18 protein-coding genes are annotated in these 22400 nt (G+C 59.8%); 6 read left to right on the plus strand and 12 right to left on the minus strand.

Going from position 1 to position 22400, the window contains the following annotated elements:
- Positions 1-4: 4 nt before the first annotated feature.
- The 6 genes from AC3CHX_RS27025 to AC3CHX_RS27050 all read right to left on the minus strand — a co-directional run bounded on the left by AC3CHX_RS27025 (position 5) and on the right by AC3CHX_RS27050 (position 6451).
- Positions 5-610, minus strand: a complete 606-nt coding sequence (locus AC3CHX_RS27025) for a DsbA family protein (protein WP_488631027.1) — start codon at positions 608-610, stop codon at positions 5-7.
- A gap of 160 nt (positions 611-770) precedes the next feature.
- Positions 771-1967 carry an acetyl-CoA C-acetyltransferase gene (locus AC3CHX_RS27030; protein ID WP_488631028.1) on the minus strand — a complete coding sequence of 399 codons (1197 nt, stop codon included), beginning with the start codon at positions 1965-1967 and terminating at the stop codon, positions 771-773.
- A 56-nt stretch (positions 1968-2023) separates the two neighbouring features.
- Complete coding sequence (aceK, locus tag AC3CHX_RS27035; RefSeq protein WP_488644948.1) at positions 2024-3838, minus strand: bifunctional isocitrate dehydrogenase kinase/phosphatase; 1815 nt, start codon at positions 3836-3838, stop codon at positions 2024-2026.
- Between the two features lie 2 nt (positions 3839-3840).
- Positions 3841-4782 (minus strand): pyridoxal-phosphate dependent enzyme, encoded by a 942-nt coding sequence (locus AC3CHX_RS27040; protein ID WP_488631029.1) that lies wholly within the window; start codon positions 4780-4782, stop codon positions 3841-3843.
- Between the two features lie 15 nt (positions 4783-4797).
- Entirely contained in the window at positions 4798-5982 is a 1185-nt protein-coding gene (locus AC3CHX_RS27045; protein ID WP_488631030.1) for an isovaleryl-CoA dehydrogenase, read from the minus strand.
- Between the two features lie 49 nt (positions 5983-6031).
- On the minus strand, positions 6032-6451 hold the full coding sequence (locus AC3CHX_RS27050) for a MerR family transcriptional regulator (protein ID WP_488631031.1): 420 nt from the start codon (positions 6449-6451) through the stop codon (positions 6032-6034).
- A 417-nt stretch (positions 6452-6868) separates the two neighbouring features.
- Between AC3CHX_RS27050 and AC3CHX_RS27055 the strand changes: the two genes are divergently transcribed.
- The 6 genes from AC3CHX_RS27055 (at position 6869) to AC3CHX_RS27080 (ending at position 14631) form a co-directional block, all read left to right on the plus strand.
- Entirely contained in the window at positions 6869-8539 is a 1671-nt protein-coding gene (locus tag AC3CHX_RS27055) for an ATP-binding protein (protein WP_488631032.1), read from the plus strand.
- 115 nt (positions 8540-8654) lie between these two features.
- Positions 8655-8888 carry a hypothetical protein gene (locus AC3CHX_RS27060; RefSeq protein WP_488631033.1) on the plus strand — a complete coding sequence of 78 codons (234 nt, stop codon included), beginning with the start codon at positions 8655-8657 and terminating at the stop codon, positions 8886-8888.
- A 209-nt stretch (positions 8889-9097) separates the two neighbouring features.
- Positions 9098-11602 (plus strand): hypothetical protein, encoded by a 2505-nt coding sequence (locus AC3CHX_RS27065; RefSeq protein ID WP_488631034.1) that lies wholly within the window; start codon positions 9098-9100, stop codon positions 11600-11602.
- On the plus strand, positions 11572-12606 hold the full coding sequence (locus tag AC3CHX_RS27070) for an NAD(P)/FAD-dependent oxidoreductase (protein WP_488631035.1): 1035 nt from the start codon (positions 11572-11574) through the stop codon (positions 12604-12606). Before AC3CHX_RS27065 ends, AC3CHX_RS27070 begins: the two co-directional genes overlap by 31 nt.
- 97 nt (positions 12607-12703) lie before the next feature.
- A complete protein-coding gene (locus tag AC3CHX_RS27075; protein ID WP_488631036.1) occupies positions 12704-13768 on the plus strand; it encodes an MBL fold metallo-hydrolase in 1065 nt (354 codons plus the stop codon).
- Between the two features lie 131 nt (positions 13769-13899).
- The gene (locus tag AC3CHX_RS27080) at positions 13900-14631 is read left to right on the plus strand and encodes a hypothetical protein (protein ID WP_488631037.1); all 732 of its coding nucleotides are present in this window, start codon (positions 13900-13902) and stop codon (positions 14629-14631) included.
- Positions 14632-14644: 13 nt separating this feature from the next.
- Here the strand turns inward: AC3CHX_RS27080 and AC3CHX_RS27085 are convergent, their stop codons facing one another.
- From AC3CHX_RS27085 to argS, 6 genes are all read right to left on the minus strand, one after another.
- A complete protein-coding gene (locus AC3CHX_RS27085; RefSeq protein ID WP_488631038.1) occupies positions 14645-17011 on the minus strand; it encodes a bifunctional diguanylate cyclase/phosphodiesterase in 2367 nt (788 codons plus the stop codon).
- 11 nt (positions 17012-17022) lie between these two features.
- Positions 17023-17676, minus strand: a complete 654-nt coding sequence (locus AC3CHX_RS27090) for a methylamine utilization protein (protein ID WP_488631039.1) — start codon at positions 17674-17676, stop codon at positions 17023-17025.
- A 191-nt stretch (positions 17677-17867) separates the two neighbouring features.
- Positions 17868-18650 carry an SDR family oxidoreductase gene (locus AC3CHX_RS27095; RefSeq protein ID WP_488631040.1) on the minus strand — a complete coding sequence of 261 codons (783 nt, stop codon included), beginning with the start codon at positions 18648-18650 and terminating at the stop codon, positions 17868-17870.
- A 99-nt stretch (positions 18651-18749) separates the two neighbouring features.
- Positions 18750-19466: a thiol:disulfide interchange protein DsbA/DsbL gene (locus tag AC3CHX_RS27100; protein WP_488631041.1), complete on the minus strand. Its 717-nt coding sequence runs from the start codon at positions 19464-19466 to the stop codon at positions 18750-18752.
- 106 nt (positions 19467-19572) lie between these two features.
- Entirely contained in the window at positions 19573-20283 is a 711-nt protein-coding gene (locus tag AC3CHX_RS27105) for an SPOR domain-containing protein (RefSeq protein WP_488631042.1), read from the minus strand.
- Between the two features lie 70 nt (positions 20284-20353).
- Positions 20354-22114, minus strand: a complete 1761-nt coding sequence (gene argS, locus AC3CHX_RS27110) for an arginine--tRNA ligase (protein WP_488631043.1) — start codon at positions 22112-22114, stop codon at positions 20354-20356.
- Between the last annotated feature and the right edge of the window lie 286 nt (positions 22115-22400).

Here is a 22400-nt window from a genome sequence, read left to right on the forward strand (position 1 = left end):
CCATTTAAATCTTGCCGTATTTCAGCATCGCCTCGACCTGCTCGAAACGGTCAAATCCCCAAAACGATTCGCCGTCAACGATCACAAACGGCGAACCGAATACGCCACGCGCCATCGCCAGATCCACTTCCGCTTTCAACTGATTCTTGATCCCCAGGCTGTTGATGCCTTCGGCCATACCGGTAGTGTCGAAACCGTGCGTCCGGGCGATATCGAGGACATGCAAGGGTTCGGCGATATTCACGCCGTCGACGAACATGGCCTGGTAAATCAGCTTGGCGAACTTGATCGACTGATCGGCGCCATACCTGCTCTGGATCCACAACATCGCACGCGCGGCAACCTGGGTTGGCAATGGAAATGCCGGTGGCCGGTTATACGAAATGCCATGAAAGCGCGCACTACGGTCGAAATCGTGTAACGCGTATTTTCCCTTCATGGGCAACTCAGTCAGCGGTGCCGAGCCGGTGGTCTTGAAGACGGCTCCCAGCAAAATCGGATGCCACTCGACATCGCGACCGTATTTGGCTGCCAGCTCGTCAATCCGGGCGGCGGCAAAATAACCGTATGGGGAAGAAAAATCAAAGTAAAAATCGATCGCAGCGCTCATCTACAGGCCTTTTACAGATTGGAAACAACGTTAATTTTGTATTCAGTTCTGTCGTCCAATTAAACCGGGGTCAGATTTTCTCGCGTTCTTCGATTACGAAAAAACATGACCCCGGTTTTGTTCATGCCTATGCTATTCCAGCGTCGTGGCTACAACACGGTTATAGCAACTCCAGCGCGAGTGCCGTCGCTTCGCCGCCGCCGATGCACAGCGACGCCACGCCACGCTTGCCGCCGGTCGCTTTCAAGGCCCCGAGCAGGGTGACGATGATGCGGGCGCCGGAGGCGCCGATAGGATGGCCCAGAGCACATGCGCCGCCGTGCACGTTGACCTTTTCATGCGGAATATTGTGCTCCTTCATTGCCGCCATCGGTACCACTGCAAACGCTTCGTTGATCTCGAACAGATCGACATCGGCGCTGGTCCAGCCGGTTTTTTTGTAAAGCTTTTCAATCGCGCCTACCGGCGCGGTGGTAAACCACTCCGGCGTTTGCGAATGGCTGGCGTGCGCGACGATTCTGGCAAGCGGCGTGCAGCCGAGTTTCTTGGCAGTCGATTCACGCATCAGCACCAGCGCGGCGGCGCCGTCGTTGATTGAGGATGACGCTGCGGCAGTGATGGTGCCGTCTTTCTTGAAGGCCGGGCGCAGCGATGGGATTTTGTCGACTTTGGCTTTGGTCGGGCCTTCATCCTTGTCGATCACGACCTCGCCGGCGCGGCTGGACACCGTTACCGGAGCGATTTCCCACTTGAACAGGCCATCGGCTGCGGCCGCCTGTGCGCGCTTGACCGAGCTGATCGCAAAGTGGTCCTGCTGTTCACGCGTGAAATTGTATTTGGCCGCGCATTCTTCGCCGAAAGTACCCATCGAACGGCCGCCGCCATTCTCTCCTTTGGAATACGCATCTTCCAGACCGTCCAGCATCATGTGATCCAGGATCGTGCCGTGGCCGATCCGATAACCGCCGCGTGCCTTCGGTACCAGATACGGGGCGTTGGTCATCGACTCCATGCCGCCCGCCACCACCACCTCATTGGTCCCGGCCAGCAATGCATCATGGGCAAATATGGTGGCCTGCATCGCCGACCCGCAGACTTTGGATATCGTCGCCGCGTTGGTCGAAACGGGCAAGCCGGCCTTGATGGTGGCCTGGCGTGCCGGTGCCTGGCCCTGACCCGCCTGCAGCACGTTGCCGAACAATACGCCGTCGACTTGCTCTGGCTTCAGGCCGGCGCGCTCGACTGCCGCTTTGATCGCTACCGCACCCAGATCGCTGGCGGTCAACGACGAAAAATCGCCTTGAAATGCGCCCATTGGGGTACGCGCTGCACCGACGATAACAATTGAGTCACTCATGTTGCTTCTCCAGATAAAGACGGCTGACGCCGCCGGGTTGTGATCACTTACGTTAACTACTTAGCTTGCATCTGTTCCAAATCTTGCGGCGTTGCGGCCGCGGATTTTGCTGCGTTTCTAAACCGACATTCTTGCGGATAAGGAAAGACGTCGTCGAAATGGCCTTCCAGTATGTGCTGTTTGCGTTGCTGCCAATACTGTTGCGTCAATAAATCTGCGTGGTGTTTCAGAAAATATTTCCTGACGCTCGGGTTGCCCAACAGGAAAACCCCGAACTGCTCCGGGAACACGTCATTTTTGGCGATCGCGTACCACGGCTCGGCGGCCATTTCCTCTTCTTCATTGTGCGGTTCCGGAATCTTGCGGAAGTTGCACTCGGTGATGTATTCGATCTCATCATAATCATAAAAGACGACGCGATTGTGACGCGTCACGCCGAAATTCTTGTACAACATGTCGCCGGGGAAAATATTCGCCGCCACTAGCTCCTTGATCGCGTTGCCGTATTCGACTATGCCATGCTCAAGCGCCGCCTGATCGTCACTTTTTTCCGCATTGGACAGATAAATATTCAGCGGCACCATGCGGCGCTCGATATACAGATGCTTGATGATGATCTGGTCGCCGTCTTCTTCGACTACCGAGGGCGCTACCTGTTTGAGTTCCGCCAATAACTCATCGGCAAAGCGCGCACGCGGAAACGCTACGCTGGAATATTCCAGCGTGTCGGCCATACGGCCCACCCGATCATGGCATTTTACTAATAGGTATTTTTCCTTGACCAGTGCCTTCGTGGTTTCCTTGGGTGCCGGGAAATAGTCCTTGATCACTTTGAACACGTACGGAAACGACGGCAGCGCGAACACCAGCATCACCATCCCGCGGATCCCCGGTGCAATTTCAAAGCGATCCGACGAATGCCGCAGATGGCGCAAGAAATCCCGGTAAAACAATGCCTTGCCGAGTTTTTGCAAACCCAGAATGGTGTAAATCTCGCTGCGAGGCTTTTCCGGCATCAGAGTGCGCAAGAACTGCACGTAGGCCGATGGGACTTCCATGTCGACCATGAAATACGCGCGGGTGAACGAGAACAGGATGGCCAGCACCTTGCGCTCGAACAGCACCGCGTCCAGTACCAGTTGGCCGTTGCGGTTATGCAAGATCGGGATCACGAACGGATATTCGTTGCTGCCGTTGATGATCTTGCCGATCATGTAGGCGCCCTTGTTGCGATAGAACAGCGTCGACAACACCTGAATCTGGTGATTCGGCTCAAGCGCTGCGGCGCTGAAGGTTTGTTTGATGCGTTGCTCTGCCAGCGTGACGTCGCGCTCCAGGTCGGCGAACGGCCGTTGCAGCTGAAAGTTCGTGATGATGCGCTTCAGCGTGGCATGCATGCCGTCCCGCATCGGGTAATACACCCGAAAGGTCGGCAGCACGTCGTCGGTATCCAGATATTCCGTCGAGACCGCCGGCCGCACAAAAATGAAATCGTTATGAAAGTAGGTCCGATGCAATATGTTGCAGCAGACCGAATTGAAGAACGTTTCTGCCAGTTCCGGTTGCTTGTGATCGATCAACAAGCCGATGTAATGCAGTTTGACCTCGCGCCAGACGTCATCGGTGAGGTCTTCCTCGTCGTATTCGTCTTCCAGCGTGCGCACGCATTCGCGTACCCGCTGGTCATAAAATGCAATCCGTTCGCGGGCCTCGTCCTGAGCGGTTTTCCAGTCAGCGCTTTCGAAATGGCATTGCGCCGCCTGGCTGGCCTGGCGAAACAATCGGTAATGCTTGTCGAAGCCATCCAGTATCGTGCGCGCGGTATCGAAGGCGATCTGCGACGAGAGCAATTTGGGGAAAGCCGGCGTCATGCTCACAATAAAAACTTCTCCTTCCAGCCGAGCAGCGCTTCCAGACTGACGCCGATGCCGCCGCAGACCACAATCAGCGGTCGCTTGAACGGCGCCAGCACCGGCAATTGCTGATAGGCCACCGCCAGTGCCGCACCGCAGGCAGGCTCGACCAGTGTCCGCATGTCGTTCGCAAACGACACGCAGGCAGCAATCGCCTGGGCATCGCTGACCGTGACGCTATGCACTGTATGCCGGCGGGTCCAGTCAAATGCCGCCGCGGCGACCCGGGTCGCACCAAGCGAGGTGGCGATCGAGGTAATCGCGGGCAGCGCCGCCGGTTCGCCGGCTTGTACCGCAGCCTGCAACGATGCGGCACCGTCGGTTTCGACAGCAATCAACGGCACCTCTTGCATGCCGTTGCGATGCATGCCCTGTAGCACGCCGGACATCAGGCCGCCGCCGCCGACGGAGCAAATCACCACATCGAAATCGGTGCCCAGCGCCTTGGCCTGCGCCGCGGCTTCGTCGATCAGGGTGGCGTTGCCATCCCAGATATCGGCGTGATCGAACGGCGGAATATAGATTGCGCCCGCTTCCTGGCAAAGTTGCAAGGCATGCTGGTTGGCCCGATCCCAGACATTCCCATGCACAATCACCTCGGCGCCGATATCGCGTATGCGCTGAATCACTGCGGCGGCCGTCGTTTCCGGCACGACGACGGTGGTTCTGACGCCCAATGCGGCACCGGCAAACGCCGCAGCAAAACCGGCGTTGCCGCCGGACGGACAGACCAGGCGCGTGGCGCCGCCGGCCACCGCGCGCTGGCATAGCAGGCCGATCCCACGCAACTTGAAAGAGCCCGACGGCTGGCTGCTTTCCATTTTCAGCCAGACCTGTTTGTCCAGGGCTGCGGAGAGTTGCGGATGCGCCAGCAAGGCGGTTTGAATATGCAGAGAAGTCATGGTTGGATGTCGCTATCAGCAAGTCTCGGCAAATAATTCCCGGCCGATCAGCATACGACGGATCTCGCTGGTGCCGGCGCCGATTTCATACAATTTTGCGTCGCGCCACAGACGGCCGACCGGATATTCGTTGATGTAGCCGTTGCCGCCCAGCGCCTGAATCGCTTCACCCGCCATCCAGGTCGCTTTTTCGGCGGAATACAGAATCGCCCCGGCAGCATCTTTGCGCACGGCGCGCACCGCTTCCGGCGTGTTGGCGCGGTCGCAGGCCTGGCCGACTGCGTAGACATAGGCTTTGCAGGCCATCATGGTCGAATACATATCGGCCAGCTTGCCCTGCATCAATTGAAATTCGCCGATCGCCTGGCCGAACTGCTTGCGGTCATGCACGTATGGCACGACCACATCCATGCACGCCTGCATGATGCCGAGCGGGCCGCCCGACAATACGGCACGTTCGAAATCCAGACCGGACATCAGCACATTGACGCCTTTGCCAACGCTGCCGAGGACGTTTTCGGCCGGGATTTCACAATCCTGGAACACTAGTTCACCGGTGTGCGAACCGCGCATGCCGAGCTTGTCGAGTTTTTGCGCGACGCTAAAACCTTTGCATGTCTTTTCGACCAGAAAAGCGGTCATGCCACGCGCACCGGCGTCGATATCCGTCTTGGCGTACACCACTAGCACGTCGGCATCGGGGCCGTTGGTGATCCACATTTTGGTGCCGTTCAGGATCCAGCGGTCACCCTTCAACTCGGCTCGCAGCTTCATGCTGACCACATCGGAACCCGCGTTCGGTTCGGACATGGCGAGCGCACCGACGTGGTCGCCGGAAATCAATTTCGGCAAGTACTTGGCTTTTTGCTCCGCAGTGCCGTTACGGCTGATCTGGTTGACGCATAGATTCGAGTGCGCGCCATAGGAAAGGCCGACCGAAGCCGAAGCGCGCGAAATTTCTTCCATCGCGATGATATGCGCCAGATAGCCCATCCCGATGCCGCCGTATGCCTCGTCCGCGGTAATCCCGAGCAGGCCCAGACCGCCCATTTTCTTCCACAAATCCATCGGAAACTGATCGGTACGATCGATTTCCGCTGCGCGCGGCGCAATTTCGGCGGTCGCAAATTGCTGAATCGTTTCCCGCAGGGCGGCGATATCTTCGCCATGATCGAAACTCAAACCGGGTAAATGGACCATCTTGTCTCCTCCGTTTAATGAAATATCAACCAGGATAAGTTTTTGCTTTTCACACTGCCTTATCCGGGCTGACCTTTTGCTGACTGAACTGATCGGTTTTTAACAACCGCGTGCATTCGACTTCCTGTACCTGAATCTCTGCCAGCGTCAGTTCGATGTCCTCACGCTGCCGTTCCAGCAATTCGCGATGGCGCGCCAATACCGCCAGAAAGCGCTCCAGTTGCCCAGCGGAATCTTTCGGCGAATCGTACATATCGACCAGACTCTTGATTTCCAGCAACGTCAGTCCCAGCCGTTTGCCACGCAGCGTCAGCTTCAGGCGGGTGCGCTCACGCGCCGCGTAAACCCGATTCCGCCCGCCGGCGCCATCGCGCTTGGGACTCAGCAGGCCTTGATCTTCATAAAAACGGATCGCCCGTGGCGTAATGTCGAATTCGCGTGCAAGTTCGGTGATGGTATAGGTCGGCATATGCGGTGCGGCTTAGTTGGCTGAGTTACAAAACGACGGAGAAAGCATTGGCAAATGAATTTAAGGGCCTAAGTTATCCGCAGTTAACGTTAACGTCAACCATATTCTGGGCTGACTGGTCTGTGTTGCAGAAATAAATTGGTGACCGCGCGTAAAGTGACACAGAAGATGAGATTAGCGCCACGGTATGTTCCGGCCCTCGTGATCGCTAACCGGGACCTGCCCGAAACAACAACGTGACTGGCGTTTGACAGTTGTGGTTACGTCTAGGATACTTGGCTCCCGCGGTTGATTTCCCATCCGTACACCCTCTAATGCCCATTACTCTTCCCCAATTCGAATGCCATCTCTCATGGACGACCTCCTCACCGGTCACGCCCGCGTCACGCCGCTGCTCGATCCGACAGGCACTCCTGTATGACCCCACCACCTTTACCCCCGCGTGAATCCCTCACGGTCGAGTTCAAGAGCGACCGCAAGCGCCTATCGGACAATGATCTGGTGGAGGCGGTGATCTGCCTGGCCAACGCCGAGGGCGGCCAGTTGTGGCTGGGCGTGGAGGACGACGCCACGCCCACCGGGCTGCATACCGAGCATCTGCAACTTGCCGGTCTTGCGGGACTGGTTGCGGCGCGCACATCGCCGTCGCTGGCGGTCACGGTATTGCCGGTGACTCTGGGTGGCCTGACCGTTGCGTGCATCGTGGTACCCAAGGCACAAGGCGAGGTGGCCACCACCGGCGGCGTGTACCTGCGCCGGCGACTGAAAGCCGATGGCCAGCCTGAATGCGTGGCGATGCTGCCGCATGATCGCGCCAGCCGCGCCACCAGCTTCGGCTTGATGGATGCCTCGGCCCAGGCCGTGGCCGGCGCCAAGCTGACCGATCTGGACCCGCTGGAGCGCGAGCGCTTGCGCCAGAGCGTGCAGCAATATGGCGGCGACCGCGTGCTGCTGGAGCTTGACGACGAGGCGCTGGATGGCGCGCTTGGCCTTACCGCACGCCAGGGCGACGGCACGCGCGTGCCCACGCTGACCGGTCTGCTGCTGGTGGGCAGGGAACCGGCGCTGCGTGAGCTGGTACCTACGCATGAGTTCGCGTTCCAGGTACTGGCGCGTGAAGCGGTGGGCTTCAACGAGTTCCGCCGCTTTCCGCTGCTGAAGGCGCTGGACTGGCTGGAGACGAATTTCCGCCCCTATAACCCTGAACGCGAGATCCAGGTGGGCCTGTTCCGCGTACCGGTGCCCAAGGTGGATATGGGCGCCTTCCGCGAGGCCGTGGCTAACGCGCTGGTGCACCGCGACTACCACCGGTTGGGCGCTGTGCATGTGCGGATGGACGATGATGGCCTGACGATCAGCAACCCCGGCGGTTTGGTGGATGGTGTGACGCTGACGAATCTGCTGACCACCGAGCCGCGCCCGCGTAACCGCGCGCTGGCCGACGCGATGAAACGCATCGGCGTGGTCGAGCGCTCGGGTCGCGGGGTGGATACCATCTACCGCGGTATGTTGCGCTACGGGCGGCCCGAGCCCGACTACCGGCGCACCGATACGCAGAACGTGGTGCTGAGACTGGCTACTGTGGACGCGGATGAATCCTTCCTGCGGCTGGTGGTAGAGGAAGAAGGCCGACGCGGTGGCGCGCTGCCGATCGACAGCTTGATCGCGCTGGCTGCGCTGCGCGAAGCCAAGCGACTGACGGCTGACGAACTGGCGCTGCACATCCAGCGCGACGCCATCCAATCCAAGCGCACACTCGAAGCCTTGGTTGAAGTGGGCCTGATTCAGGCGCATGGCAGCACGCCACGTACTCGTAGCTTCACACTCACTCCAGCTCTTTACGGCACGGCACGCACCGATAAGGCGGCATACACGCGGCAAGCCGGTCTATCAGCGCTGCAGCATGAGCAGATGGTTCTCAGCTTCGTCCGCCAACATCGGCGGATCAAGCGAGCCGACGTGATGGAGCTGTGCCGGTTGAACGACGAGCAGGCGAAAATGCTGCTGCAGAAGTTGAAGGCGGCAGGCCAACTCAAGCAACACGGTGCAAGGGGTGGAGCTTACTACACAGCAACCGACGTGGTCTAAGCTGGTTTTTGGGGTGTTTTTGGACTTCTTTGGCGCGAAGCCAAACTGCTGACTCCTTATAAATCAATGACTTGGCAGTGTTTTGGAGAATTTTGGTGGTTTTTTGGAGGTGTCGATGGGTTGGGAATTGGATGAAGTCGAACGCCCGTTTGTCGAGCAACTGGTTGCCATGGGCTGGCGTTACATCGAGGGCGACCTGGACCAGCCAACCCGGACCGACCGCACCAGCTTCACCGAAGTGATGCAGGAGGCCATGCTGCGGCGCCAGCTCCACGCGCTAATCGCGAAGGACTCGGCCTCGCTGCCGTCGGCACGCGTGATTCGCAGCCTCGATCAAATCATCGAATGACGCAGAGGCCTTCTGCGAGCGATTTCAGCAAAAATCCCATATAAATTCAGAGAGTACTCCTATAGCCATGACAGGCTGAATCCTATCAATGCTGATAGGTAGTGCGCTGTTTTCATACAAAGTATTGTGAACTACGCTGACAAAAAATGAAAACAGGCATTCAAGCAAGGCCTGATCGAGCGTCAACATCAATCTGAGGAGCGTTGCTAATGAGTACACGTCGCGAGTTTCTCAAGACCGGTGCCGCCGGTCTTGGTGTGGCCCTTGCCGGCAGCTATGCGAATTTGACGATCGCGGCGCCCTCCCCGCCGCTGATTAATGCGGTCGAAGCGTTGTGCCGGCGTCTGGGCCCGGCGGGGTGGCGCGACATGTTGCTGGACGTGACCGGAGGGGGATTCGATATCCAGGCCGCCAATTTGAAGGCGGAACTTGTCAAGCCGCTGGGAATCGACCGTCGTTATCCCGGGTTCGGCGACTTTGGCGTTGCGGGCAACAAGGCTATCGAACCGGGGCAGCCGGACTACAGCCTGCTGTATCACGCGCTGGCGGCGCCGTCGGTGCTGACCGGCCGCAATGGTGTGCCGTTGAGTGCTTTTCCGACGCTGGCCGAGATCGACACGATCGAGAACTACATCTACGCGACCAGACAGGTGTCGCTGAGCGCCTTGCGCGCCAATTTCACACTGCCGGTAGGTATCGTGATGTTTGCCACGCAATACCGCAATGCGCCCATGGCGGTGGGCGGCAAGCATGCCCAGTTGTGCTTCGCGCGCGCCGGGATCGGCCGGATCGGCAATCTGGGCCCGCGCTACGATCCGCGCCTGCGCAGTTTCGTTGGCACGGACGACGCCAGGGTGTTTGATTTTCATGTCGTGCCGCGCCGTTTCTCGCCTTATCTGGCGGTACAACTGCCGGTGCGCGCAGGCGCCCCGACCTTCTTCGGGCCTCAGGATCGGCAGCCAATCGACGACGGGCGCCAGTTCTGGGTGCCGCTTCACAAGCTGTTCAACGGTCCGGAATGCCTCGCCGGCATGGACTTGCAAATCGCATTGAGCCGGGGCATGTTGAATGACGAACTGGCCAGTTTCCATCGTTTCCTGGACGCCAAGAACTTGCAAAACAACTGGACCGGACAGCATCTGGAGCAGTACCCGTTCGCGATCAGGGATGAGAGAATCGCGTCGCTGTCGTCGGACGGGGAATTCGGCCCCGGTGTGCTGGTGCCGCGGGCCACGCCCATGGTGGAAGAAGCCCGCTACCAGGGGGCGCGGCTGACCTTCCCGGTGGATGCCAGCTATTCCGGCGACCACACCAAGATGCAAATGTCGTCTCTGTTCGTGCTGCCCGACGGCGCGCCGCCCACCATCCCGCAATATCTGGCGGATGCCGAGCAATCGACCGCGCGCCCGGCGCCCGAATATATCAACATCCGCCATCGCGTCGTCAACGGCGAGATCGACAACCTCAACAACCGGCCGGACTTGATGCAGATCCTGGCCGGCGGCAACTTCAATGCGCAGCATTACATCGATTTCAGCGGCGACGGCTGGGTTGCAGCGGCCTGCCCCGAGTTGGTGAAGGCTGGCATCAGCATCTCCAAGCCGGCGTTCTGCATGGTCGGCTTGCCCGATTTCCTGCCCAAGGTGGGGCAGCGCGAATTGATGCTTTGGTGGACCAACGAGGTTCCCAAGGGATTGCGCGAGGCGCTCTGGGCCACGCCGCCGTTCGCCTTGTCGCAAACGCGGATTGCCGCGAATATCGAGCTGCCGATCGGCTTCAGTATCGATGACGACACCGTCAGCGCCATCGTTTCACAGCCCCAGGTTTTTGATGGCGCGACGATCAGCAGCACCGCGCAGATACCGAACGGCTTGCTGCGTTTCGACAAGGTCGGCCTGCCGGACGGTTCGCCCGGCCTGTTCGATCCCGGCTGGGACAGCAGCATGGGCGTGCGGGCAGGAAAGGACGGGAAGCTGCAGCGCTTTCTGGTGAGTCACGGGCTAGGCTCGCCCTTCATCGAAGACGCCAAGCTGTGCGCTGCGCTCGGCAGCTACTGGCCCGGCGTCGCGCCGGACGCCACCCGGCAATATGAGCCCGACAAGCAACTCAGCGGGATCTCCTATCCCTGGCCCACGGCGGTGCCGTTCACGGACGAGGAAATCGGCATGGTGCCGGTGGCGGAGGGGCCGCTCAAGGGAAATTTCCTGCCGTGGGACGGTGTGCCCGGGCCGCGCCGCAGCACCTACCAGGGCCGGCCGGTGATCGAATACGAGGATGAGCGGCGGGTCGATTACATCGATCTGCTGGGCCGGATGACCGCGGCATTGACATCGCGCATCGATATCCAGGACTACCAGGCACGCACCCTGTCCATGGCGGCCGTGTATTGGAGCCTCGGCATTCGCGGCAACCAGGGCAATGTGAACCAGGTGCTGCGCGACAAGGCCTCGTGGGCGGTCCTGTCGTTCCGGGTGATTCCGGCGAACGATCCGGAACTCGTGAAAATCGCCGCGCAGACAGGCGCGAGACTCGATCCGCGGCGGCACCACTATCGCTTCGAAGTGTTTCGCTGGGGGCAGCACTATCCCAACCCGGCGCGGCTGAGAAGCGTATTGGTGGATATCCAGGAAGAGGCCATGGCCTACTCCGACGGCAGGCAGGTCATACTCAAGCGCGGCGGCTCGTGGAAACTCGACACTACGATACCGACCTAGCCGTCATCGGCGGCGGGCCTGCGGGCAGCGCGACAGCGATTGCATGCGCCGCGCGCGGCCTGCGCGTGCGGGTGTTCGAGCGCGAGATATTCAGCGGCGAGCGCCCCGGCGAGACATTGCATCCGGGCATCGAGCCGCTGCTCGCGCAACTCGGCATCGACGGCGAGCGTCTCGCCGCCGTCATCGGTGCGCGCCACGAAGGCGTCTGGATCGATTGGAACGGCACGCGCCGCTTTGAACCGTTCGGTGGCGACGCACAGGGTCCGTGGCGCGGCTTTCAGGTGCGCCGCACGGCGTTCGATGCGATGCTGCTGGAGCGTGCCCGCGAGGCCGGGGCCGAGCTGCGCCAGCCCTGTGCGGTGTCAAGCCTGCTGATGCAGGGCAATACCGTCGCCGGTGTCATGACAGCCGACGGGCCCGTCACGGCCCGTATGGTCGTGGATGCAAGCGGCCGGGCGCAATGGCTTTGCAAGCAGCTGGAGATCGAGAGGCCGGCGCGCTCGCCGCGTTTGATTGCGCGCTACGGTTATGCTGACGGCGCCTATCCGGAGCGCAATACCGCCCCGCAAATGCTCGGCGACAATGGCGGCTGGCTATGGACCGCCATGGTATGGCCCGGCACTTATCAATGGACGCGGGTTCTGCTGGATGGCGACAAGATACCCGCCGACTGGATGCCCGAGGAGTTGCGCCACCTCACGCCCAAGGGCCCCTCGCGCGGCGCCGACGTCACCTGGCGCATCGCCAGTGCGGCGGCCCGCCCCGGCTGGTTCATGGTCGGCGACGCCGCCGCCGTGCTGGACCCGACCTCATCGCACGGCGTACTCAAAGCGCTGCTCTCCGGTATCACGGCGGCACACCTGATCGCCGCCGTCCTTGCCGGCACCGCCTCCGCCGCCGGAGCGGCCGAGGCCTATCATGATTGGCTTGCCGGCTGGTTCGCCAACGATGCGGCGCAGCTGGCCCGGTTCTACGGCGAACTTGGGGTCAAGGGGTTCGGGTAAGAAATGTTGCTGCGCGTCATCTATCGACGAGAGCCGGCTGTTCATGCCGTGACGTAGTATTCTTCGTTCATCGAATCGACTATTAAGGACGCCTTGAATGAATGCCCTCGAAGCCCAGCTGGACTATGCATTTGCCGACATTTTGCCGGTGACAGGACACACGTTTGAAGTTGCGCCCGGCGTGCGCTGGCTGCGCATGGGCCTGCCGTTTGCGCTTGACCATATCAATTTATGGTTGCTGGAAGACAGCATGGAAACCGCAAATGGCACGCAAAAAGGCTGGACCGTGGTCGATTGCGGGATTGCCAACGACGCCACCCGCAGCGCCTGGGAAAAAATCTTTGCGACCGAATTGAATGGCTTGCCGGTGCTGCGTGTGCTGGTCACGCATTGCCATCCTGACCATGTCGGTCTGGCCGACTGGATTTGTCAGCATTGGCAGGCGCCGCTGTGGATGAGCAGCGGCGAATATTTTTCGGCGCGCATGATGTCAGCCGCGTTGCCCGGCGCCGATGGCAGCGCCATGCTGCCGCATTTCGAGATGCACGGCATGCGGGACCCGGAAGTGATTGCCAAAGTGTCGCAACGCAAGTCGTATTATCCGAGCATGGTGCCGGCGGTCCCGCACGCTTATCACCGCTTGCATGATCGGCAAAGCTTCCGCATCGGCGCGCATGCCTGGCAGGTCATCACCGGCTTCGGCCACGCGCCGGAGCATGTGGCGTTACATTGCGCCGATCTGAATCTGCTGATTTCAGGCGACATGGTATTGCCACGGATTTCCACCAATGTGTCGGTATTCGCGATCGAGCCGGAATCCAATCCGGTGCAGCAATACCTCGATTCACTCGAGAAATTCCGCGATCTGCCAGCCGACACGCTGGTGCTGCCTTCGCACGGCAAGCCGTTCCGTGGCCTGCAGACACGCATCGACCAACTGGATCAGCATCACCGCGACAGACTGGCGGAAGTGCTTGAGGCATGCGCTGCGCCACAGTCCGCCAGCGATATCGTGCCGATCATGTTCCGCCGCCCGCTGGACGCGCACCAGATGACGTTTGCACTCGGCGAGGCGTTGGCGCACTTGCATAAATTGTGGTTTGAAGGGGTTCTCACGCGGCGGCTGGATGCGGACGGGGTCTACCGCTTTCAGGCGCATTAAATTTCTAGCTGCATCGCTGCGTCGCATGGTTTAATTTCTTTGTGGAAACAAATTTAGCTGGTAGAGTTACTTTCTGTTTCCGGCCGGTTCAACGGCGCGGATGTTTGCATTCGACGCCGCCATCATCTCCAATGAAAATCCTGCACCGGGCCTGCGCACTCCTTCTGACGATCGTTGCCGGCGCATCTTTTGCCGGTCCGGCCGACTACGTGTACCACAGCTACGACAATGCCGGGCAGCGCACCGTCGCCCTGAATGCCGGCAGCACCGCCATCGAAGACGCGCCGCGAGCCAGCGGCGCTTCTCTGGCGTTTGGGTATGGCATCAGCGCATCCTGGTTTTCAAATCTGTATGTCGAGTACGAGCGCGAAGATGGCAGCGGCACCAGGTTGGAGGGCTTGGAATGGCAGAATATTTTCAGGCTGACGCACGGTCAATACCCAGTCGATGTCGCCTTGTTTACCGAGTTGGCACGTCCGCAGGAACGCGATGAGGGTTATGCGCTGACCTTCGGCCCGCTGCTCGAGACCGAAATCGGCCGGACCCAGCTTAATTTCAACCTGCTGTTGTCGCGCTCATACCGCGCCACCGGTGACAATCCGATGAAGATGGGTTACCAGTGGCAAGTCAGGTATCACTGGAAACGGCTGTTTGAGCCGGGCCTGCAAGGATTCGGCGACATGGGGCAATGGAATCATTGGGACCCTAAGCGCGACCAATCGCACCGATTCGGTCCCGCGCTGTTCGGCACCTATGTGCTCGATGACCGCCGCGCCATCGAATATAACCTGGCGTACCTGTTCGAAACCACCAATGCACGGCAGCAAAACACCATAAGACTGCAGACGGTGCTTGAGTTCTGAGGGGATTAGCGATTCAGACCGCAGTGGCCGGCTGCGGCGCCTGGCAGTGCCGGATCCAGTCGAGCAATTGATCTGAGGGCATCGGCCGGCTGATGAAGTAGCCTTGCCCCTGTTCGCAGCCCATCGCGACCAGCAGCTGCAAGACCTCGACGCTTTCGATGCCTTCGGCAACCACGCGCAGCCCCATGTTATGTCCGAGGTCGATGGTTGAACGTGCGATCTTGCAATCGTCGGCATCGCGCGCCATGTTCTGAACGAAGGATTTGTCGATCTTCAGCTCGTCGACCGGTAGCCGCTTCAGGTAGGCCAGCGACGAGTAGCCGGTGCCGAAATCGTCAATCGACAGTTCGAAGCACATCGCGTGCAGTCTTTCCAGGGTTTGCTGGGCGCGCACCGGATCGTCCATGATCGAGCTCTCGGTGATTTCCAGGCAGAACGACGATGGCTGGACCTGGTGCCGCATCAGAATGTCGGCAAATTTTGCCGGCAATTCCGCATCGACCAGGTCACGGGTTGACAGATTGACCGACACTTTCAGATAGTGTTGATGCGTATTGAGTTCACTGCACAGCGCAGCCGATTGCTCCAGCACCCAGCGCGTCAGGGTGCGGATGAAGCCCGTTTTTTCGGCGAACGGGATGAAGTCATCGGGGCCGATGAAGCCGCGATCCGGATGCACCCAGCGGATCAGTGCCTCGACACCGACGACCTTGCCGCTGTCGAGCGTGATTTTGGGCTGCACGTACAGCCGGAATTCACCGTGATCGATGGCACGGCGCAGCTCGCTTAGCAGCGACAGGCTTTGCTGGCTGCCGTGGTCGATCGCCGGATCGTACACGACCGCACCGTCTTTGCGCTGTTTCGCTGCGTACATCGCGACTTCGGCGCGGCTGAGGATGGTTTCAGCGTCCTGGCCATGCTGCGGGAATCGGGCGATGCCGACACCGGCGCCCAGATCGACGGTCTGATCGTCGAGCGAGATCGGCGTCTCCAACGAACGCAGCATCTGGGCCGCGATGTCCTGCGCTTCGTCGAGGCGGATGTCCTGCAGCAGCACCGCGAATTCATCACCGCCAAGCCGGGCGAAGCGGTCCTTGTGCCGCCCCAGTTGCACCTTGAGCCGGCTTGCCACCTGATGCAACAGCGCATCGCCAAAGCTGTGGCCCAGCAGGTCGTTGACATGCTTGAAACGATCCAGATCCATCATGAGGACGGTGCAACTGCCGTTGCTATCCTTGGCCAGCCTGATGGCATCGTGCAGCAGACCGCTGAACTGAGCCCGGTTCGGCAGATTGGTCAACGTATCCCAGTAGGCCAATCGCCGGATTTCGAGCTCGCGGCTGGAGATGCGGTCACGCATGGTTTCAAACGATTTTGCCAGCGCACCGATCTCGTCGTCGCCCCGGATCGGGATCGCTGCACGGTAATCGCCGTCGCCTAGCTGGCGCGCGATGCGCGTCAACTGGCGCAGCGGACCGGTAATACGCCTCGCCATGACGATGCTGCCGATCACCGCCAGCACGATCCCCGCCGCCGTCAGGATCAGCAAGGTAAGCTGCAGCCGGCGATAGGGCGCAATCGCCTCACTGACTGAACGCTGCAAGACCGCGATCGCGGTCTGGCCCGACTCCCGGGTCAGCTGCAGTACCCGGGCGCTATACTCGCTGTCGGCGATTTTCAGGTCCGGCAACAAGGTCGAGCCGGTCGGCATCCCATGCAATTGGGCCGCCAGACTGGCGCTGTCGGTGGCAGTCAGCGTCGAGATGCCGGGCCGCCAGCCGCCAGCCGCGCCGCTGGTCAGGATCGCGACCTGCAGCGAGGATAGTTCGCGCATGTCGGCGATCAGCCGCTGGTCGATCGGAAACGCCATGACGACCCAGCCGATCACCACCGGCGCCTTGACCGGCACCACCACGATCTGATACGGATGATTGTCGACGATCCGGATATCGGTCGCGCTGCCGCTTCGTTCTGCGGTCTGGACCAGCGCCAGGATTGCGCGCTGCAGGTTGCCGGCCGGATTTTGCGTGGTGCTGGCCCGGATCCGGTGATCGGTGCCGACCAGCATCGTTAGTGCGGCACCGATGCGCGCGCCGTGATTGGCTAGCGCCGACGAGATGGTGGCCTGGTCATTGCTGCCAACCGCCTGGAGGAGACCGTAGTCGGCCGCCAGCAAACGTGCACCCTGGGTCAATTTTTGTGCGTTCAGATCGAGCAAGCGGCGAAACACGTGTTCGCCGATCACCAGTTCTTCATTGATCGAGGCGCGTGCATTTTTTTCCATGCCGCTGCGGATCGCGAAAAAACCGGCCAGCTGCACCGCCAGTATCAGGAACAGGAAAAGAGCGACGATCCGGCTTTCGAGGCTATGCAAACGCATGGGGGCGGCTCCTACGGCTTGATGCCCGAGGTGAAATTCGTTTCAAGATTCAGCTTGAAGCCGGTATTCAGGTCGGCATCCTTGGCCAGCGTGATCGCCTGCTCGGGTATTTCGGCGCCTTGCGGCGACTGATAGTACCAGGCCTTCAGGGTGTATTTGCCGGGCGGAAGCCCTTCCAGCGTCAGTTTGCCGGAGGCGTCGGTCTTGCCGAAATAGGGCGTATCGACCACCTGGATGTAGGCCACCATCTGGTCATGGATATTGCAGCCGACCACCACGGTGCCAGGCTTGTCGAATACGATTGGCTGTCGCGGCACGCCGGCATACAGTTTCAGTTCAAACGGTTTGGCCGGGGAGAATGAATAAGCATGATGGCGCACGGTGTCGTTATTGGGAAAAGAGATCGCGCTGCCGGTCTGGACCACGGTCACCAGCGGCAGGAATTTGCGCTGCCTTTGCTCGATCCGGGCGCCTTGCGGTGTCTTGTGCAAACTCACCCCCTCAGCCGGCTCGGCGTAGATCGCGACGTCCGGCAGCGCAGTTCCGGCCGCATCGGTGACCGCTGCGGTGATGGTGGCGGCATTGACCGGCCCCACACCCAGGATCGCAACCAAGAGCACTGCGACGTTGCTCATCGTCATCGGTAGAGCTTCAAAATTCTGCATGGAATCGTCCCCCGCAGTGCGCTGCATCGGCTCATAGTATCGCATTTCAGAACATTGCCTGATAGAACTATTGTATGGGAGAAGCGAGAACGCGGAAAAAATCATGCGCCAAGGCAAAAACTGTCAGTTCGGGGTGATTGACGTTAGCATTGACGATTATCACCGGCCAGCGTCAACTGCCGTTTCCAGGTTTAAGCCGGCTTGCGCGCCTTGTGCGGCGCCCGGGCGAACGCCAGGTCGTACAACCAGTTCGGCAATGTCCGCAACAATTTGGCCACCACGCCCATCTGCCAGGGAATCACCTGATAACTGCTGCCTCTGTTGATTGCGGCGCTGGCTTTGGCGGCGAAATCGGCGGCCGACATCAGAAACGGCATCCGGTAATGATTGATCTGCGTCATCGGGGTGTCGATATAACCGGGCACCAGCGTGACGACCTTGATACCGCTGGCGCGCAACTCAACCCGCAACGATTCGCAATAACTCATGACGGCTGCTTTCGAACCGCTGTAAGCGCCCGCCCCCGGCAAGCCACGGATGCCGGCAACGCTGCCGACGCCGACCAGCCGCAAGCCGCGCCGACCGGCTTGCGCCTGTTGCTTCATCCCCGCTATGAACGGACTGAAGGTGGCAACGGTGGCCAGCATATTGGTGGCAAACACGCGCTCGAACACTTCCTGATCCTCGGCATATTCGGTCAGCGTCCCCTGTGAAATGCCGGCGCTGGCAATCACCACATCAACGCCGTCGCCGGCAGCGATAAAATCGGCGGCGGCGGCGCGTAACGCCGTGTGATCGTTCACGTCCAAGACGTACAAGCGATGGCGCTCAGGATGCGGCAAGCGCTCCAGCAATTGTTGCAACAGCTGCCGACGGCGGCCAACCAATCCCAGCGCGGCACCTTGTGCGGCGTATTCTTGTGCCAGTGCTGCCCCGATGCCGCTGGAGGCACCGGTAATGAATATACGTTGCATCTGCATCCCAAGAAAAAAGCCCGTCCTCTACCGGTATGGAGGAGGAACGGACTATCTGAACAGCTGTCCGGCAACCTTTGGCTGCCGCACGCAACGCTTTTATTTTTTGCTGGCTTGCGCCGGCGGTGCAACACTTTTACTTTTTTCTGCAGCGGCTTTGACAATCAGCGCATCCAGCACTTGCAGTGTCGCAGCAAACAATGCCGGCTCTGAAGCATTGCCCATTGCACTGGAGACAATCGATGGCGCCGTGATGAAGCGGCCGTCGACGGCAATCATCGGCACGCCGTCGATCTTGTAAGCATTTTGCAGTTGCGCCGCGCGGGTCGCCTTGGCTTGCACGCCAAACGAGTTGTACACATCGGCGAACTTGGCTTTATCCAGACCTTGCTTGACAGCAAAATCGAGAATCGTCGCATCCGTATCCACGCGCTGACGCTGTGCATGAATCGCGCTGAATACTTTCTTGTGCAACGCAGGCACCTGGCCCAGAATTTCTAGCGTGTAGTACAGTTTTTGCTGCGGCAGGAAGCGCGGATCGAAAGCCACGGGCACGCGTTTGAAAACGATCTTGTCGCCTTGCTTGGCGACCCAGTCTTCCAGCGCCGGTTCGAGTGCACTGCAATGCGGGCAGCTATACCAGAAGAATTCGGTGACTTCGACTTTCTTGCCGGAATCGGTGGATTGCGGCGTGTCCAGAACCTTGTAATCCGTGCCGGCAACCGGATTCGCGGGAGAGGCGCCGGCCGAAGCTGCCACGAGACCGAGGCTCAGGCTAAGACCGACGATGGCAAATGCACGTTGAAAAAAACGCATAAAATTTCCTTATTCGGGTTAAATAGTTTGCCGAATGCCTGTTGCCAGGTATTCGGCCAAAGGGTTGCTGCCAAACCGCCGCCAAGTTTCACTGGCAGCCACACCATTATTTTGCTGAGCGCACTACCGCTGCGTTGATGCCGTTATCTGACAACTTGCTGCGCATCCGGTTCATTGTTTCGAGGCTGCTAAATGAACCGATACGGACCCGATACAACGAACCGTTGTCGGATAGGCGCTCGCTGATCCGCGCTTCGAAACCCAGCAAGGCTAGTTTGGCACGGGCGTTTTCAGCGTCGGTCTGGTCGCGGAAGGCACCGACTTGCAGGTAGTAAATCCAATGATCGTCCGCATTTTCCGCCTTGGGATTGGCGGCTTCGGCGGCGGCTTTCCTGGCCTTGTCCGGGCTTGACTTATCCACGATCGGCGCTTTGGCTTCGCGCTGCTTCTCCTCGATCTTCTGGCCGATCAGGTCAGGTTTTTTCTGAGCACTGGCCGGGGGAGCGGCCGGCAACTCCGGGGCCGGCGCCGGTGTCGACGGAACGGCTGCGGCCGGTGCTGGCGCGGTCGGCACCGGCTCCTTGATCTGTGCGCGGTTGCCGTACAGCGCCTTGTTAGGATCGGTAAGCTGTTGCGGCGTGGTGATCGCCTCGGGGGCCTTTTCGGCCTTGGGCGCCTTGTTGGTGAACGGTGTCGGCGTTTTGGTGATCATGATCGCCACGACCACCGCAATCGCCAGACCGACGATGAGGCCGAGAATCAGGCCGAGTAAGGTACCGCCAACTTGCTTGTTTTTGTATTTACCTGGTTTGCTCATACTTCCCAATTCCCCTCGTTACACACGTATTGATGCTCCTGGGCCGAACCGCGCCTGAATGCATGCCGGATTACGCCTCAACCTCAACCGGATCGCGCCGCATGCGGTTAGGCGCCGAGACACCGATCAGCGCCATGCCATTGCGCAGCACCTGGCGCGTTGCCACCATCAGCGCCAGCCGCGCCATCTTGAGCGCAGTGTCGTCCACCAGCACGCGCTCAGCATTGTAGTAGCTATGCAGTTCGCCGGCCAAATCACGCAGATAAAATGCGACCTGATGCGGACCGAGCTCTTCCAATGCGTGTTCCAGCATGTCCGGATAAGCCGCCAGCTTGGCCATCAACAAGGCCTCGCGCGGCGCAGTCAGCGGGCTCAGATCAACCGCACTCAGGGTCGACTCGTCACCGTCCCATTGCGCCAGCACCGAGCAGATCCGCGCATGCGCCATTTGTACGTAATACACCGGATTTTCATCCGATTGCGCCAGCGCCAGATCGACATCGAAGACGAATTCAGTGTCGGCTTTGCGCGAAATCAGGAAGAAACGGACGGCATCGCGGCCGCGCGTCAAATCGCGGGTGCCGTCTGCCGCCACGACATCGCCAGCCGACCACTCGATCAGGTCGCGCACGGTGACGTAGGATCCGGCACGTTTGGAGATTTTCACTTCCTCGCCATTCTTCATGACGGTCACCATCTTGTGCAGCACGTAATCCGGGTAACCTTGCGGAATACCCATGTTGACAGCTTGCAAACCGGCGCGCACGCGCGCGATGGTGCCGTGGTGGTCGCTGCCCTGGATGTTGATGACTTTGCCGAAACCGCGCTGCCATTTGACGATGTGATAAGCGACATCGGGGACAAAATAGGTGTAAGTACCGTCGGTCTTTTTCATCACGCGGTCTTTGTCGTCACCGTAGTCGGTGGTGCGCAACCACAGTGCGCCGTCCTCTTCGTAGGTCTTGCCTGCAGCGATCAGCGCCTCGACCGCGCTGTTGACCTTGCCATCCTTGTACAGCGACGATTCGAGATAGTAGTTGTCGAACTTGACGCCGAACGCCAGCAAGTCCAGATCCTGCTCACGCCGCAAGTAAGTGACCGCAAACTTGCGGATCGATTCGAAATCGTCCGGATCGCCGCTGGCGGTGGCCGGCTCGCCGTCGCTGGCTTCGACGGTCTTTTTAGCCAGAAAGTCGAGTGCGATGTCGGCGATGTAATCGCCGTTGTAGGCTGCTTCCGGCCAACCGGCATCGCCCGGCTTCAGGCCTTTGGCGCGCGCCTGGACTGAAGTTGCCAGCGTCGCGATCTGGACGCCGGCATCGTTGTAATAAAACTCACGGGTGACGTCAAAGCCCTGCACCTGAAACAGTGCCGACATCGCATCGCCCAGCGCACCCTGACGACCGTGACCGACATGCAGCGGGCCGGTCGGATTGGCGGAGACAAACTCGACCAGTACCTTCTTGCCGGCGCCACGCGTGCTCTTGCCGAACTCGGCACCTTGTTGCAACACCACTTTGACCACTTCCTGCTTGGCAGCGGCAGTCAGACGCAGGTTGATGAACCCCGGACCGGCAATTTCGGCGGCGGCGATCAAATTGCCTTGTGAAGTATTCGCCAGCACCGCTGCGACCAGCGTCTGCGCCAGTTCACGCGGATTCTTTTTCAGCGGTTTTGCCAGTTGCATGGCGATGTTGCAGGCGATATCGCCATGCGCCGGGTCGCGTGGACGCTCCAGCGTGACTGTCGGTTGCAGGTCGGTACCGGCAATAATCGGCTGCAACGCAGCCTCGAAAAGGTCGATGATCTGTTGTTTTTGTTGCGCAAGCATGAGATTTCTGTCCAGTGGTACGGCTAGCCGTCCGAAATGATGTGGATTATTTATGTGAATTAAAAAACAATTAACTCAGAACCTAAGTCGTTCGATTATACCGGCTTAGCGCCGGAATCCACCTCTGCCCGTGATTGACATTAGCCGTTGGCATGACAAACCCGGCGCGCGCTGCAAGCATTGAAAACTGCTGCGCGCAAATGCCCGGATTGGTGCGACGCACCAAGTTTGAGCGATCCGGGATGGCGCATCTGGAGCGCCCGGTGTGCTGTCTGCAAGTAGAACG

The sequence above is a fragment of the Glaciimonas sp. OK215 genome, from assembly GCF_057787885.1.